This window comes from Streptomyces sp. NPDC058001 (assembly GCF_042886315.1).
Lineage (GTDB): Bacteria > Actinomycetota > Actinomycetes > Streptomycetales > Streptomycetaceae > Streptomyces.
Genome location: NZ_JBHVQT010000003.1, coordinates 120,331 through 135,035, shown reverse-complemented (window position 1 = coordinate 135,035; position 14,705 = coordinate 120,331). Strand labels below are relative to the sequence as shown.

General features: G+C 71.0%; 15 protein-coding genes. All 15 read right to left on the bottom strand.

What is annotated here, in order from left to right:
* Positions 1 to 34: 34 nt before the first annotated feature.
* A complete protein-coding gene (locus tag ACFVT5_RS07180) occupies positions 35 to 1,099 on the bottom strand; it encodes an LLM class flavin-dependent oxidoreductase (protein ID WP_389882358.1) in 1,065 nt (354 codons plus the stop codon).
* Positions 1,100 to 1,194: 95 nt separating this feature from the next.
* Positions 1,195 to 1,659, bottom strand: coding sequence for a MaoC family dehydratase (locus tag ACFVT5_RS07175; protein WP_389882356.1), 465 nt, complete (start codon positions 1,657 to 1,659; stop codon positions 1,195 to 1,197).
* The gene (locus ACFVT5_RS07170) at positions 1,656 to 2,297 is read right to left on the bottom strand and encodes a TetR/AcrR family transcriptional regulator (RefSeq protein WP_389882354.1); all 642 of its coding nucleotides are present in this window, start codon (positions 2,295 to 2,297) and stop codon (positions 1,656 to 1,658) included. The genes ACFVT5_RS07175 and ACFVT5_RS07170 overlap by 4 nt, the downstream gene beginning before the upstream one ends.
* Positions 2,298 to 2,299: 2 nt before the next feature.
* Positions 2,300 to 3,769: a hypothetical protein gene (locus ACFVT5_RS07165; RefSeq protein ID WP_389882352.1), complete on the bottom strand. Its 1,470-nt coding sequence runs from the start codon at positions 3,767 to 3,769 to the stop codon at positions 2,300 to 2,302.
* On the bottom strand, positions 3,766 to 5,121 hold the full coding sequence (locus tag ACFVT5_RS07160; RefSeq protein WP_389882350.1) for an acetyl/propionyl/methylcrotonyl-CoA carboxylase subunit alpha: 1,356 nt from the start codon (positions 5,119 to 5,121) through the stop codon (positions 3,766 to 3,768). The genes ACFVT5_RS07165 and ACFVT5_RS07160 overlap by 4 nt, the downstream gene beginning before the upstream one ends.
* Positions 5,122 to 5,134: 13 nt before the next feature.
* On the bottom strand, positions 5,135 to 5,707 hold the full coding sequence (locus ACFVT5_RS07155) for an acetyl-CoA carboxylase biotin carboxyl carrier protein (RefSeq protein ID WP_389882348.1): 573 nt from the start codon (positions 5,705 to 5,707) through the stop codon (positions 5,135 to 5,137).
* The gene (locus tag ACFVT5_RS07150; RefSeq protein WP_389882346.1) at positions 5,704 to 6,537 is read right to left on the bottom strand and encodes a cyclase family protein; all 834 of its coding nucleotides are present in this window, start codon (positions 6,535 to 6,537) and stop codon (positions 5,704 to 5,706) included. The genes ACFVT5_RS07155 and ACFVT5_RS07150 overlap by 4 nt, the downstream gene beginning before the upstream one ends.
* A 43-nt stretch (positions 6,538 to 6,580) precedes the next feature.
* The gene (locus ACFVT5_RS07145) at positions 6,581 to 7,372 is read right to left on the bottom strand and encodes an enoyl-CoA hydratase/isomerase family protein (RefSeq protein WP_389882344.1); all 792 of its coding nucleotides are present in this window, start codon (positions 7,370 to 7,372) and stop codon (positions 6,581 to 6,583) included.
* Complete coding sequence (locus tag ACFVT5_RS07140) at positions 7,369 to 8,331, bottom strand: OB-fold domain-containing protein (RefSeq protein WP_389882342.1); 963 nt, start codon at positions 8,329 to 8,331, stop codon at positions 7,369 to 7,371. Before ACFVT5_RS07140 ends, ACFVT5_RS07145 begins: the two co-directional genes overlap by 4 nt.
* 10 nt (positions 8,332 to 8,341) lie before the next feature.
* The gene (locus ACFVT5_RS07135; protein ID WP_389882340.1) at positions 8,342 to 9,496 is read right to left on the bottom strand and encodes a thiolase domain-containing protein; all 1,155 of its coding nucleotides are present in this window, start codon (positions 9,494 to 9,496) and stop codon (positions 8,342 to 8,344) included.
* Positions 9,493 to 10,626: a hypothetical protein gene (locus ACFVT5_RS07130; RefSeq protein ID WP_389882338.1), complete on the bottom strand. Its 1,134-nt coding sequence runs from the start codon at positions 10,624 to 10,626 to the stop codon at positions 9,493 to 9,495. Before ACFVT5_RS07130 ends, ACFVT5_RS07135 begins: the two co-directional genes overlap by 4 nt.
* Positions 10,627 to 10,827: 201 nt before the next feature.
* A complete protein-coding gene (locus tag ACFVT5_RS07125) occupies positions 10,828 to 12,450 on the bottom strand; it encodes a class I adenylate-forming enzyme family protein (protein WP_389882337.1) in 1,623 nt (540 codons plus the stop codon).
* Positions 12,437 to 13,162 (bottom strand): SDR family NAD(P)-dependent oxidoreductase, encoded by a 726-nt coding sequence (locus tag ACFVT5_RS07120; RefSeq protein WP_389882335.1) that lies wholly within the window; start codon positions 13,160 to 13,162, stop codon positions 12,437 to 12,439. The genes ACFVT5_RS07125 and ACFVT5_RS07120 overlap by 14 nt, the downstream gene beginning before the upstream one ends.
* Entirely contained in the window at positions 13,159 to 13,533 is a 375-nt protein-coding gene (locus ACFVT5_RS07115) for a hypothetical protein (protein WP_389882333.1), read from the bottom strand. The genes ACFVT5_RS07120 and ACFVT5_RS07115 overlap by 4 nt, the downstream gene beginning before the upstream one ends.
* A complete protein-coding gene (locus ACFVT5_RS07110) occupies positions 13,530 to 14,705 on the bottom strand; it encodes an acyl-CoA dehydrogenase family protein (RefSeq protein WP_389882331.1) in 1,176 nt (391 codons plus the stop codon). Before ACFVT5_RS07110 ends, ACFVT5_RS07115 begins: the two co-directional genes overlap by 4 nt.

The window sequence follows — 14,705 nt, the reverse complement described above, 5'->3', positions numbered from 1 at the left end:
CTGGTTCTGAGCCGATGCGTCCCGTTGTCCGGCGTCAGTGGCCGGTGGGTGTCGCGTGCCGCGGGGCGGCCGAGGGGTGCTCCGACTGCTTGACGTGCGGAATCACGTGGTCGTTGAGGTAGGCCAGCCGCTCGGAGACCTGGTCGACCGGCTCGCCGGGCATCATCGTCACGAGGTTGATGTCGACGGCCCCGTTGTCGACGTCGGCGTTGAAGGTCTTGATCGCGGTCGGCCCGTCGGCGAGCATCACCAGTCCGTCCGCCAGGGCGCGGCGCGGGTCGTCGTACGGTGCGGTGAGCGGTGGTGTCCGCCCGGCGTACGCGTCGCGCAGGATGTACTGGTTGAGCAGGTGGAGCCAGTGGTCGCCCGCCTCGGCGAACGCTTTCTCGGGGTCATCGGCGATGATCGCCCAGTAGGTGACGTTCATCCGCCGGTCCGCCCGGTCGCGCCCGAGCCGTTCGCAGGCGTCGTGCCACACGGCCTGGGTGCCCGGGTCGAAGGCGAGGAATCCATCGGCGAGCCGTGCGGCCCGCTCCACCGCGGGAGGGGCGAAGCCGCCCATCCAGATCTCGGGTCCACCGGCGCGGACGGGCCCCGGCGTCACCCGGATCTCCCCGAAGTCGTACCGCTTGCCGTGGAAGGCGAACGGCTCGCCGGCGAATGCCTTACGGAGGATGGCCACCCCCTCCTCGGTACGGCTGACCCGCTCGGCCAGCCGCTGCCCCATACCGTCGAACTCCTGGTGGTAGTAGCCCATGCCGAGCCCCAGCCGGAGTCGGCCGCCGGACAGGGCGTCGACGACCAGGGCGTCCTCGGCCAGCCGGACCGGATTGTGCAGCGGCAACTGGATCAGGTTGGTGCCGATCCGCACCCGACGGGTACGCGCCGCGATGGCACCGCACATCACCATGGCCGACGGGATGTATCCGTCGTCGTAGAAGTGGTGCTCGGTGACATAGACACCGTCGATGGCGGCGAGGTCGCGGTCGATCCACTCGATCTGTTCGAGGATCGAGTCGTAGCGCTGCTTCCACGGCTGCCGCCACTCGGCGGGGTTCCCGAAGGTGTTGATCAGCCCGAAGGTGACTCCGTGTCCCATGCCCGTCTCCTCCATTTAAACCAACCACTCGTTTGAATTTCGCCGTCAGACTAGGCGTGTGCCCGACCGCTGTCCAGGGTGTCGGGTGACCGGTGTCACGCCATGAGCAGCGTGAGGGTGTCCGCGACACAGGCCGGCTTGCCGCCGTCCTCGATCTCCACGACACAGCGCAGCCCCATCCGGATGCCGCCGGCGGGGACCGGCTCCACCTCCCGCAGGGTCACGACCGCGCGCACGCGCGCGCCGACGACGACAGGGCTCGGGAAACGGACCTTGTCGAGCCCGTAGTTGACCCTCCGCCCGACACCGGTCAGCCGGAACGCCTCTCCGACCAGTACGGGCAGCAGTGACAGCGTGAGATAGCCATGGGCGATCGTCGCGCCGTACGGCCCCGACGCGGCCCGCTCGGGGTCGACGTGGATCCACTGGTCGTCGCCCGTGGCGTCCGCGAAGAGGTCCACACGCGACTGGTCGACGGTCAGCCAGCCGCTCACGCCCAGTCGCGTACCGAGCAGGCCGGCGAGGTCGGCCAGGGCATACCGCGTCGGTGCGGAGGTCATTCGGCCACCACCGTCCCCGGGACGTCCAGGTCCACGGCGTCGCCGGCCGCGCCCAGCAGGCGCATCGCCATGTCCGCGTAGGCGGCGGCGACCGTCTGCGGGGAGCGGGTGCCGCCCGGCCGGTACCAGTCGGGGAGCGAGGAGATCGCCGACATCACGAAGTTCCCGGCGAACTTGGCGTCGTCCGGAGTGATGCCGCCCTCCTCGGCGGCTTCCTCGACGAGTTGGAGGAGCACCTTGTCGTAGTACTTGCGCTGCTCCAGCATGACCTCCCGGAGGCGATCACTCGCGTGTCGCCATTCACGGGCGTAGAGGCTGGCCCGGCGGGTGTTGGTCAGGTACCACTCGGCGAGCCGGACGAGGAAGGTGCGCAGCCGCTGCGTGGCGGGGCCGGGGAGCGTCAGGGTTTCGGTGGCGATGGCCCGCACCTCGTCGTGCGAGTCCTGGAAGATCCGTTCGAGCAGGTCTTCCTTGGAGTCGATGTAGTAGTAGAGGCTGCCCTTCAACATCCCTAGGGCGTCGGCCACCTCCCGCACCGAGGTACCGGAGTAGCCCTTCTCCCAGAAGATGCGGGTGGCTACCTCGATGACCTCGCGGTCCCGCGCGCGTGCGCCGTCCAGTGTGCGCCGTTCAGCCATGGTCAGGCTCTCTTCCGCCGGAGCGTCAGCGACATCTCCGGGGTGCTCACGGACACACCGGTGAGCGACCGGGACTCGGCGACGAGGTCCTTGATGTGGGACACGATGGCCGACGACGCCGTCCGCGGATCGGTCCGGATGGGGCCGGCGGCGATCATCGCGTCGACCTCCTCGTCGGAGGTCATGAAGCGCAGCAGCAACTCCTCATCGCTCACCCCCTTGCCGAACCGGGACCGGATCTCGGACAGCGTCGGCTGCGGGCGCTCCCAGGTCCGGTACGCGGCGGCCTTGGGGGCCGCCATGATGCGGTCGAGCACCTCTGGGTCGATGGGACCCGGCACCGGGCCGTAGTGCCCCAGCGCGTAGTGGAGCACCTCGTCGGGGACCATGGTGTAGCGGTCGCCGTTGACGACGTTGAGCAGTGCCTGGATGCCGACGAACTGCGAGAACGGTGTGGCCATGATGGGCTCACCCAGCTCCAGACGGACCCTGGGGATCTCTTCGAGGACCTCGTCGAAGCGTTCTGACATGCCGTGCTGCGCGAGCTGACTCTTGAGCGTGCCGGTCATCCCGCCCGGGAGTTGGTGGTCGTACATCCGGGGGTCGTACTCGGCCATCTGCCCGATCTCGTAGCCTCCCGCGCGCGCCATCTCCGCGAAGTTCTCGGCCACCGGCGGCAGGTGCGACTCGTCCAGCGCGTGCGTGTGGCCCAGCGCCTTGATGACGGTGAGCATGCCTTCCGTGGACGGCAGGGACGGGCCGTTGGCCATCGGGCGTGACGCGGTGTGCAGGATCGAGAAGCCCGCCTTCAGACCCTCGATGTAGTTGTGCTGGGCCAGGCCCGTCGTGTTGTGGCAGTGCAGCTCCAGCGGTACGTCACCCGCCGCCGCCTTCAGCGCCGGGAGCAGTGTCGCGGCGCGTTCCGGTTTCAGCACGCCGGCCGCGTCCTCGACGTAGACCGACTCGATGTGCTCCCAGGAGGCCATCTCCGCCACCCGGGCGGCGAAGAAGGCGTCGTCGTGGACGCCGGTGAGTCCGTACATGACGGCGGGCGCCGCCGTACCTCCCGCGTCGTGGATGACACCGGCGAGGCGTTTCATCACGGGCATGTCGTAGAGGCAGTCGTAGATCCAGAAGCTGGTGACGCCGTGCTTGACCAGGGTGCGTACCCAGAGGTCCATGATCGAGTCGGGTGTGTGCTTGAACCCGATCACGCTGATGGTGCGCAGACCGGAGCGCCGCACATTGTGCGGAAGGTGCTGGACCAGGAAGTCCGTCGTGGCCCAGGGATCGTCCTTGAACGACCGCAGGAGCACGGTGAACATGCCCGCGCCCGTCAGGTCGACGACCTTGAAGCCGGTCCTGTCGATATGGGGAAGCGCCCGAGCGGCCTCGTAGGCACGCATGCGCATGCCCCACAGGCTCTGCTGCCCGTCGCGGAGCGTCTGGTCGACGAAGTCGATGTGGGTCACGCCTCGGTCTCCTTCCGGCCCGGCAGGAACACGTCCTCCAGCCACCGGGTGTGGATCGGTTCGGCCCGGAAACGGGGGTCGGTGACGAGCGCGTGCTGCAACGGCGTCGTCGTCCGTACCCCCTCCACCTTGAGCCGCGCGAGCGCGCGGCCCATCAGCTCCAGTGCCTCGGCGCGGGTCGCGCCCTGGGCGATGACCTTGGCGATCATCGAGTCGTAGTACGGCTGCACACGGGCGCCCGGCTGGACGAAGGTGTCGATACGGATGCCGGTGCCCAGCGGCGGCACCCAGGTCTCGATCGTGCCCGGCGAGGGCAGGAAGTCAGCGTCGGGATCCTCGGCGTTGATACGGCACTCCACCGCGTGACCGGTCAGGGTCACGTCCTCCTGCCGGAAGCCGATCGGCTCCCCGGCGGCGATCCGTAGCTGTGCGCGGACGATGTCGACTCCGGTGACCTGCTCGGTGACCGGGTGCTCGACCTGGACCCGCGCGTTGAGTTCCAGGAAGACGAAGTCGCCGCGCTCGGAGTCGACCAGGAACTCGACCGTGCCGGCTCCCACATACGACAGCTCTTCGGCCAGGCGGACCGCCGAGGACCGTAGCCCTTCGACCGTGGCGGGGGCGAGGCCGACCGCAGGGGCTTCCTCGACCAGCTTCTGGTAGCGGCGCTGCGCACTGCAGTCACGCTCCCCCAGGTGGCGTACCTGGCCGTGGGTGTCCGCGAGGATCTGGACCTCGACGTGCCGGGCGCGCTCGATGAAACGCTCCAGGTAGAGCGTCCCGTCGCCGAACGCGCGCTCGGCCTCAAGACGGGAGCGGTCGAAGGCGCGGCGCAGATCCTCGGGCTCCCGCACGATCGTCATGCCACGGCCGCCGCCGCCCGCCGACGCCTTCATCAGCAGCGGATAGGCGTCGAGTGCGGTGGCCGCCGCCAGCGCCTCGTCAAGGGTGCGCAGACCCTCGGTGCCGCCCCCGGTGGGGATGCCGAGCCCCGCGGCCACCTCACGCGCGCGGAGCTTGTCGCCGGAGCGGCGCATCACATCGCCCGGAGGTCCCACGAAGGTGAGCCCGTACTCGGCGCAGGCGTCGGCCAGTTCGGGGCGTTCGGAGAGGAACCCGTACCCGGGGTGGACGGCGTCGCAGCCGCTGTGCAGGGCGGCGGCGATGATCCGCTCGACGCGCAGATAGCTGTCCGCGGCGGCGGCGGGGCCGATGACCACGGTGTCGTCGGCCATGCGGGCCGCCAGGGAGCCCCGGTCGGCCTCGGACACCGCGACGACGGACTCCAGCGCCTCGTCGAAGCAGGCCCGGACGACGCGGACGGCGATCTCTCCGCGGTTGGCGACGAGCACCCGGCGCACGGTGTCAGCCCTCGTCGAGCTGGAGCGTGAACAGCGGCGCTCCGTGCTCGACCGAAGCGGCGTTCTCCACATGGATCCCGGTCACCGTTCCCGAGGCCGGTGCGTAGACGTGGCTCATCAGCTTCATGACCTCCACGATCCCCATGGTGTCGCCCTTGGCGACCCGCCGGCCCACGTCCACGAACGGCGGCGCGCTGGGCTCGGGGGACCGCCAGAACACACCGACGCTCGGTGCGGCGACGAGGAGTGCCCTGTCGGATGTGCCGGGTGTGGCGGCGGTAGCCGGGTCGGCCGGCACCGACGGGGCGGGCGTGGGGGCGACGGCGGGCGCGGTTTCCGGGGTGGTTGCCGGGGCCGGTGTATCCGTCGGCCGCGTGGGCGGCGGGGGCGCGGTGTCGGTGCCCGGGAGTGCGGCGCCGTTGCGGGCGACGGCGATACGCACGTCGCCCACCGTGATCACGGCCTCGTCCCAGGTCGAGGCGTCCAGCGCCTCAAGGACCTGACGGATCTCGTCCGGGGTCAGCTCCATGGTGTCCTGCTCTTCGGCGGTGGGCTTTTCAGCGGTGGGCGCGGTCATGGCTTCTCCACGATCGCGATGGGGCGCAGCGGGGAGCCCGTGCCGCCGCGGATCCGCAGCGGCAGGGCGACGAAGGTGAAGTCGTACGCCTCATGGGCGGCCAGTGTCTCCAGGTCGAGGCACTCCAGGATGTAGATGCCCCGTTCCACCAGATTGTGCCGGTGCACACTGAGCGCGGGGGTGCTCACATCCGGCTTGTGCTCGTAGTTGACGGTGTCCGAGCCGGTGGCGATGATCCCGCGCGCCGACAGCCACTCGGCGCCTTCCCGCTTCATCCCGGGCAGACCGGTCTTCAGGCCGAGGTAGCGGTCGTTGTCGCCCCAGTACCGCATCCAGCCGGTGCGGACCAGGACGACCGAGCCGGCGGTGGGCTCGGGATGGTCGGCGAACCACTTCTCCAGTTCGGCCACGCCGATGCCGTCGGCCGGTGTGAGATCTCCGCCGAAGAGTTTCACGGCGTCGATGAGGTGCCCTCGCCCGATCAGCGGCGGGCACTCCTCGGTCGACCCGTACTCCAGGCCGCCGGTCGGTGACTGGTGCTCCAGGATCGGCCGCTCACCGTGCACCATGCCGTCGACGCCGATGTGTCCCAGGGCGTCGACATGGGTACCGACGTGGGCACCCATGGTGATCATCTCCATCGCCGAGGAGATCCCGCCCGGATACACACCTTCGCCGTGCTTCTTGGCCAGCACGAAGCTGTACGGCGGATGGTAGGGGTGCTTCGGCATCCCCGGTTCCAGCGCCACCGCGAGGTCGAAGACGCGCACGTCACGCGATGTCGGCCACGGCACGGTCATGTCGGCGTACTCGCCCGACCAGCCAGTCATGTTCGTCCTCCCGTACTCGGCTCCGGTCGCGCCGGAGGTCTCGTCAGGCACCCTGGAAGACCGGGGAGCGCTTCTCCTGGAAGGCCAGGACCCCTTCGGCGTGGTCGGCGGTCGCCCGCGTCACCGCCTGCGAGTACGCCTCCGCCTCGATCATGTCCTCGAACCCCAGATGACCCGACTGTTCCAGCATGCGTTTGGTGAGGGCCAGAGCGACAGTGGCGCCGTCGGCGAGCTGCCGGGCCAGGGCGCCGGCCCGGGACAGCACATCTGCGGGCGCCACGGCCTCGGCCACCAGTCCCATCGCCGCGGCCTCGGCGCCGGTGAACCGCCGGCCGCTGTAGAGGAGCTGCTTGGTCCGGGCCATACCGATCAGGCGCGGCAGGAGATAGGTGATGCCGCAGTCCGGGGTGAGCCCGCGCAGGACATAGCCGAACGACATCGGCGCCGCCTCGGAGGCCACCACCAGATCGCAGGCGAGGGCGAGGCTCAGGCCCGCGCCGTGCGCGTGTCCGTGCACCGCCGCGACCACCGGCTTGGGAGTCCGGGTCAGGGGCAGGAACACATCGTGGAGCAGCTGGTGCTGTCGGGCACGGGCCTGCTCGGGAGTGCGGCGGGGGTCCATCTCCGACAGGTCGCCGCCGGCGCAGAACGCCCGTCCGGCGCCCGTCAGAAGGACCGCCCGGACCGAGTCGTCGTACCGGATGGCGCGCAGTACGGCGGCGAGGCTGTCCTTGAGGTCCAGGTTGAGCGCGTTGAGCGCGTCCGGCCGGTTCAGCGTCAGTTCGAGCACGCCGTCCACGACCTCGGCCCCGAGGACCGGGGTCGACCAGGTCACGGTGTCTCCTCGGGGGCGAGTTCGAAGTGGTCGATGTCGGCGAGGCTCCCGGTGTGCCGGTCGCTCCAGACCGCGCGCACCCGGGCTCCCGGGGCGACCGCCGTCCTGGCCTCCTCCGCGTCGACACCGCCGACCATGTGGATCAGCCGGGTGGAGGTCCCGTCGAGCACGATCTCGGCGTACACGTAGGGCGGCTTCAGCCGCTGGCCGATGAACTCGATGTGCACGACCGAGCTGGCCTGGACCGTGCCGGTCGCCTCCACGTCGACCCATTCGGCGGTCGGCGCGAAGCAGACGTCGCAGTGGGCCCGGGGCGGCAGGAGCAGCCGCCGGCACTCCGAGCACCGGACCCCCCGGATACGGCGGCCGTCCTTGATCCCGTCGAAGAGCGTGCCGTAGTACGGGCCGTACGCGTGCCGGTAGTCCAGCGTCATCGTGTAGTCGATCCGCTCGGACGGCGCGGCCAGTTCGGCGGGGTCCGGGCGGGGCTCGAAGGACTCGGCGGCGCCGAGGGGGCCGAACCCGGCCAGGTCGAGCATGCCGCCGGTGGGCTCGTCGGCCCAGACCGCCTCGACCCGGGAGCCGACCACCATGACCCCCGGCTCGAAACCCAGCAGCCGGTGGGTGAAGGGAACGGTGGAGCCGTCCACCAGTACCAGGGCGATGGTGCCGTCGGCGGTGGTGGTGAACGCCTGGATCGTGCCGACGGGTGGGACCTCGACGAAGTCGGAGGCCGGTTCGCCGGTGCTGCCGCTGTAGTCCTGGGCGGGCACGATGATCTCGTCGCCGTGGCGGGAGCCGATCAGGCGACGCCCTGCCAGTTCCGCCAGGAAGATGCCGGTGGCCCGGCCGGGCGTGAGCGTGTACGGCATGGTGATCTGCGCCGCCATCCAGTCCATCGTCCCGACCGTCTCGGCCGTGTCGTTGGTGGACCGCGTGGCCTTGTGCGTGGTTGACATCGTCCTCACCTCATCGCTTCTCGGCGCCGACCACCGCGACACCGCGCAGGTTGGCCCATCCGCCGCCCGCCTGTACGAGCGCCGTGCCGGCGCCGGGGACCTGATGGTCTCCGGCCTTTCCCGTGACCTGCATCGCGGCCTCGGCGAGCCGGATCAGCGCGGTGGCGCCGATCGGGTTGGCGCCCATGCAGCCGCCGGAGGGGTTGACCGGCAGGGCACCGCCCATGGCCGTCTCACCGGAGGTGACCAGCTCCGCCGCGCCGCCCTCGGGACAGAGACCGAGCCCCTCGTAGTAGCTGAGTTCGAAGCAGGTGTACGGCTCCTGCAACTCGGCGACGTCGAACTGCCGGAACGGGTTGGTGATACCGGCCTGCCGGTACACCTTCGCGGCGGCGATCTGGAGCGGTTCGGACTGGAGCATGGACCGGTCGGCGCCGTTGTCGGCCTCCGAGTAGTACGCCATGCCGTGGATCCAGGCGGGCCGGTCCGTGATCGCGAGGGCGTCGTCGTCGGCGGCGAGGATCACCGCGCAGGCGCCGTCGGAGATCGGGGGCACGTCGAGCACCTTGATCGGCCAGCACAGCGGCCGGGACGCCAGGACCTCGTCCACGGTGACCTCCCGCTTCACATGTGCCTTGGGGTTGGCCATCGCGTGCTTGCGGTTCTTGACGGCGACCCGTGCGGCGGCCTCCTCGGTGTGTCCGAGGCGGGCGATGCGGGCGTGCCAGTAGGAGGCGGAGAAGCCCATGATCCCGACGGCGAACTCGCGGCCCCAGAAGGGGTCGTACAGCGTCGAGATGGACGCCTGGAGGGCGCCTTCGGAGAGCTTGTCGTAGGCGACGACGAGCACCCGGCGGGCCGAGCCGCCCTTGATCTGGTTCATCGCGGCGAGTGCTCCGGCCAGGCCGGTGCCGCCGCCGCTGGTGACCCGTACCAGCGGCTTGAAGCGGGCGCCCAGGGCGTCCACCAGCCACTTCTCCGGCTGATTGACCGCGCCGAACATCGCGGGTCCGCTGGCCACGACGACGCTGTCGATGTCGTCCATGGTGAGCCCGGCGTCGCCGAGGGCCTCGATGACGGCCTCGCGCGCGAGGCCCGCCTGACTGACGTCGGTACGACGTCGGGCGTGCACGGTCTGTCCGGTGCCGACGACGGCGATGCTCATGACCGCACCCCCAGCGTCACGACGCAGTGGTTCTGCATGGCGAAGCCTCCGGTGCCGTGCACCAGCGCGGTTCTCGCGCCTTCCGTCTCGTAGCCGGTCCGGCCCGCGAGCCGGGACGCGGCCTCGTGCAGGCGGACCAGGCCGGTGGCCATGATCACGTCGGCGGGCAGCGCGCCCCCCGACGGGTTGACGCGGGGCCCGTCGGCGCCGTACGCGTCGAGCCCGTGGTAGGTGTCGGCGAGGCCCAGCGCCTCAAGGACCATGAGTTCGCCCACGGTGGAGGTCGCGGAGACCTCGGCGATGTCGAACGAGCGGGCACTGTCGATCCCCGCCGTGCGCAGGGCGGCGCGGGCGGCGTGCGCGCACGCCGGGAGGGTGTCGGCGGCCCGCGCGCCGAGGAAGTGCTGATCGATCGCCGAACCCGAGCCGGTGATCCATACCGGCCGGGCGGACACCCGGTCGGCGACCTCGGCGTTCGCGACGAGCACGGCCACGGCGCCGTCGACCGGACGGGCCAGGTCCGCTGCGCGCAGGGGCGAGGCGACGTCGTCGTTCCAGAAACCGTCGTCCTGCGGCACGGTGTCCGCGGCGACGAACGGGTTGGCCACCGCGGCTTCCCACGCCCGGGTGGACACGGCGCGGAGCTGGTCCGCCTTCAGGCCGGCGGCGGCGAGGTAGCGCTGGGCGTACAGCCCGGCCGCGGACTCGTGGTCGAGGCCGACGGGGCGCTGGAGGAAGGGTTCGAGCAGGCCGGTCCAGTAGGCGCGGACATCGCTCTCCGACGGCTTCGAGTACGCCACCACGAGGCCGACCGATGCGCTGCCGCCCGCGATCTTGTCCACGGCGTAGGTGAGGGCCCAGAGGCCGTCCTCCTCGACGCGGGACTCCTCCTTGTGGTGGGCGCCCATGGCACCGAGGAATCCGCAGTTGGAGATGGATCGGCCGTCGAGGAAGTCGCTGCCGGAGTCGATGACGAAGTCCACGTCGTCGATGCGCAGCCCGGTGCCCTTGAGGGCCCGTGTGACGGCCTCCGAGATCAGGTCGATGTGCTGGCGGTCGGACCAGGACGGCGAGAGCACCGTCTGGGCACTGTTCACCACCGCGACCCGCCGGTCAGGGGTTCGTTCCATGTGTGAATTCAACCTTACGTTTGGTAGATGAGCAAGGTCGTGCGTCGATCCTTTCGGGAGGTCTGGGGTGGTCAGGCTTGGGAGGTGGGCTCAGGGTGACGGGCTCACGTGGTCGGGCCCGCGTCTTCGGGTTTCGTGTGGTCTGGTGCCGTGTGGTCTGGTGCGGTATGGCCAGGTGCGGTGTGGCCAGGTGCGGTGTGATCAGGTGTCGTGTGCCCGCGCCCGGAGACGCTCGCGGGCGACCTCACGCACGGCGGCCCGCGAGACCTTCTGCGCGACGGTGGTCGGCAGGTGCGCGGCCAGCAGGATCTCGGTGGGCTTCTTGTAGCCCGCCAGCCGCTCCCGGCAGCGCGCCGAGATGTCGGCCGGATCGAGGGCGGTCCCGTCGCGTGGCACCACCATCGCGACGACGGTCTGGCCCCAGCGTGGATGCGGTACGCCGACGACCGCGCAGGCGGCCACTCCCGGCACGGTGGCGATCACCGCCTCGACCTCGGCCGGGTAGACGTTCATGCCGCCGGAGAGGATCAGATCGGTACGGCGTTCGAGCACTGTCACATAGCCGCGCTCATCAACGGTGCCGAGGTCGCCGGTGGCGAACCAGCCGCCTTCGAAGGCGGCACGGGTGGCCTCGGGACGTCGCCAGTAGCCGGTCACGACGGCCGGACCACGCAGCAGCAACTCACCGTCGGCGACCCGGACTTCGTAGCCGGGCAGGGGGCGGCCCACCGTCTCCAGCACAGCGGGGTGGGCGCGGCGGCCCTCGATGTCGGCGGCCGACGTGGCGGTCATGAGGCCGCCGGAGTTCTCCGTCATGCCCCACCCCTCCACCAGCCGGGAACCGACCACGTCGGCCAACTCGGCCAGGGCCGCCGCCGGGACCTTCGACGCGGAGTGCAGTACGGCCGCCAGGCTCCGCCAGCGGGTCGGGTGCCGGGCCGCCACTCGGGCGAACTCCGTCAGCACCGGGCTGGGCAGATACGTGAAGTCCGCGCGGTGGCGCTCCACTTGGTCGAGCAGAACGGACACGTCCCAGTGCCCCGGGAAGACGATCGTCCCCGCCAGGGCGAGATGGGTGAGCACATGGGCCGGTACGACCGAGACGAACGACATGGAGCCGGTCATGACGATGGTGCTGTGCGGGGGCAGACGGTAGGCCGCCGCGTGCTGCCGGACGACCGCCGACACGGACCGGTGGGTGAGCAACGCGCCTTTGGGGCGCCCGGTCGTGCCGCTGGTGTAGCCGATGACCAGCAGGTCGTCGGGCGTGGTCACGGGGTGGTGCACCGAGGACCCGCTCGCCACGAGCGCGGACCAGTCGTGCGCGTCGAGTGCCTTCGTCCCGTCCCCGGGCCGCCGCGTTTGCCGCGTTTGCCGTACCGACGCCATGCCGGTCAGGACGCCCTCGTCCCTCAGTGCCTCGACGGCCCCGTCCTTGTCCGCGCTCCATACGAGCGCCCTCGGCTCGGCGTCCGCGATCAGTGCCCGCACCTCGTGCACGGTGCAGCGGGTGTTGAGCGGCACGACGACGAACCCGGCCGTGGCGCACGCCAGATACAGCTCGACATACGCGGATCCGTCGGCCATCCAGGCGGCGACACGGTCACCGCGCCGCACACCGAGCGCGGTCAGGGCGTGCGCCGCCCGTGACGCGTGGGTGACCAGGTCGCGGTAGGCCGTCCGGCGGCCGTCGGCGTCGACGACCGCGATGCGGTCGGGGTGGCGCCGGGCGACGTACCCGACGGTCGTCGCGACGGAGGAGCCGACGGCGGTGGAGCCCGCGTCGGTGGAACCCCCGGCGGTCGGACCGTCAGGGCGCGACACTGCGTCCGCCGCAGACGAAGAGCACCTGGCCGGTGACGTACGAGGCGTCGTCGGATGCCAGGAAGGCGACGGCGCGGGCGATGTCGTCCGGTTCGCCGATCCGGCCGGCCGGGATCCGGTCGACCAGACCCGACAGGACGTCCTCGGGCATGGCCCGGCTCATCGCCGAGTCGACCAGTCCGGGCGCCACCGCGTTGACCCGTACCTTCGGGGCCCACGCCAGGGCGAGGCCACGGGTGAAGCCGATCAGACCGGACTTGGAGGCGACGTAGTTCGTCTGGCCGAAGTTGCCCAGGGCCGCCCGTGAGCTGACGTTCACGACTGCGGCGCCGTCCCGGAACAGCGGTCCCAGGGCCTCGGTGAGTCGCATCGGGGCAAGCAGGTTGACGTCGAGTACGGCCGCGAAGTCGTCGGTGGACATCTTCGCGAGACGGGCGTCGCGGGTGATGCCGGCGTTGTTGACCAGGACATCGACCGCGCCGAAGGACCGGGCGGCGTGGTCGCGCACCCGGGCGATGTCGTCGGCGCGGGTGAGGTCCGCGACCAGGGCGGTGACCTCGTGGCCGGATTCCGCGAGCCCGGCCGCGGTCCCGGTCACGCCCGGGTCCCTGTCGACGAGGAGCAGCCGGTGGCCGCGTGCGGCGAGCAGCCGGGCGATGGCCAGCCCCAGCCCCCGGGCCCCTCCGGTGAGAACGGCGACTCGGTCACTCATGGCGCCACCTTTCCGATGAGGGCGGTGCCGACGGTGACGACCTGCCCGGACAGTCCGTCCGCGATGTATCCGTCCACCTCGGCGTCGGACAGTTCGGTGCCGCTCGGCACGGCCAGCACATTGATCCGGCGTCCGGCGCGGGCACCTTCGAAGGCGACGGCGCGGGCGATGCCGACCAGGGCGCCGACGTAGGCGCCGCGCTCGGGGCCACGGTGTCCGAGGAGGTCGTCCGCGGGGACCACCAGGGTGATCCGCTGTTCGGCGGCGACGGCCGCCCGCACCTGTGCGAAGGCGTCGACGAGCGCGGCCCGTATGCCTTCGGTGCCTTCGGCGCCGGTGACGTCGGCGGCGTGGATGACCTTGCCGCTCATGCGCCCAGCCGCTCTCGCGTGGCGTCCCGCTGCTTTCCCGTCGCACCCGACCGCTCTCGCATGGCGTCCAGCCGGGCGTAGGCATCGGCGGGTGCGGCCAGCAACTCGTTGTCGACCAGGGCCCGTTTGTAGTAGAGACCGATGTCCAGCTCGTCGGTGAAGCCGACACCGCCGTGGAGCTGGATGGCCTCCTCGGTGGTGCGCTTGAAGACCTCGCCGGCCTGGGCCAGGAGCAGCGGCGCCTCGACGCGGAGGGCACCCGTGTGTCCCGCTTCGATCATTCCGGCGGCGGCGAAGAGCAGTTCCTGGACGATGGTGAGGGATACGGCCAGGTCCGCGCAGCGGTGCTTGAGCGCCTGGAACGAGCCGATGGGTCTGCCGAACTGCTGCCGTGTGCGCAGGTAGTCCAGGGTCTGGCGCATGCACGACACGGCGGCACCGGTCATCTCGGCCGCGAGGTAGACGGCCATCCGGTCCACGAGGTGGCCGACGCGCTCAGTGGACAGCGGCTCCGCGTGCAGGGCGACCGCCTGCGCCGATTCGAGCCGGACGGCACCGAAGGACCGCGTCCCGTCAACCGTGGGAACGGGACGGCGGATCACGCCCGGCGCGTCCGTGCCCAGCCGGAACAGGCCCCATGACGACGCGTCGAGCGGGGCCACGACCAGCAGCAGATCCGCGCGCGCGGCGTCGAGCACCAGGTCGGCACCGCCGTCGAGCACCCAACAGCCGTCCTCCTGGCGCGCCGTGACCGAGGACCGGCCCGCGCCCGGCCAGCCGCGACCATGGCCGAGAACGAGGGCGGCCTGTGTCGTGCCGTCGCCGATGGTCGTGAGGATCGGCAGGCCGGCGTCCCGGTCCGCGAGCAGGCTGAGGGCCGTGCCGGCGAAGGCGACGCTCGCCAGGTACGGCGAGGGCGCGAGACGTGCGCCCAGCTCGCGGTGGACCAAACACTGCACGGGGGCGCCGAGTCCGAGTCCGCCGGCGGCCTCGTCGAAGCCGAAGGCGGTCCAGCCGAGGTCGGCCATCAGCTTCCAGGTCGCCTCGCCGTAGCCGTCCGCGGAGGCGGCTGCCGCCCGGACGCGTTCGGAGGTGAAGTTCTTGTCGACGAAGTCCCGCACGATGTCCCGGATCTCGACATGGTCCGGCGAGGTGAGGGGTTCGGTGATCAT

Excerpts from the sequence above, each read along its gene's own strand:
- ACFVT5_RS07110 (WP_389882331.1), bottom strand. The coding sequence starts at position 14,705 with ATGATCACCGAACCCCTCACCTCGCCGGACCATGTCGAGATCCGGGAC.
- ACFVT5_RS07175 (WP_389882356.1), bottom strand. The coding sequence starts at position 1,659 with ATGACCTCCGCACCGACGCGGTATGCCCTGGCCGACCTCGCCGGCCTG.
- ACFVT5_RS07120 (WP_389882335.1), bottom strand. The coding sequence starts at position 13,162 with ATGAGTGACCGAGTCGCCGTTCTCACCGGAGGGGCCCGGGGGCTGGGG.
- ACFVT5_RS07130 (WP_389882338.1), bottom strand. The coding sequence starts at position 10,626 with ATGGAACGAACCCCTGACCGGCGGGTCGCGGTGGTGAACAGTGCCCAG.
- ACFVT5_RS07150 (WP_389882346.1), bottom strand. The coding sequence starts at position 6,537 with ATGACTGGCTGGTCGGGCGAGTACGCCGACATGACCGTGCCGTGGCCG.
- ACFVT5_RS07135 (WP_389882340.1), bottom strand. The coding sequence starts at position 9,496 with ATGAGCATCGCCGTCGTCGGCACCGGACAGACCGTGCACGCCCGACGT.
- ACFVT5_RS07155 (WP_389882348.1), bottom strand. The coding sequence starts at position 5,707 with ATGACCGCGCCCACCGCTGAAAAGCCCACCGCCGAAGAGCAGGACACC.
- ACFVT5_RS07140 (WP_389882342.1), bottom strand. The coding sequence starts at position 8,331 with ATGTCAACCACGCACAAGGCCACGCGGTCCACCAACGACACGGCCGAG.
- ACFVT5_RS07115 (WP_389882333.1), bottom strand. The coding sequence starts at position 13,533 with ATGAGCGGCAAGGTCATCCACGCCGCCGACGTCACCGGCGCCGAAGGC.
- ACFVT5_RS07170 (WP_389882354.1), bottom strand. The coding sequence starts at position 2,297 with ATGGCTGAACGGCGCACACTGGACGGCGCACGCGCGCGGGACCGCGAG.
- ACFVT5_RS07180 (WP_389882358.1), bottom strand. The coding sequence starts at position 1,099 with ATGGGACACGGAGTCACCTTCGGGCTGATCAACACCTTCGGGAACCCC.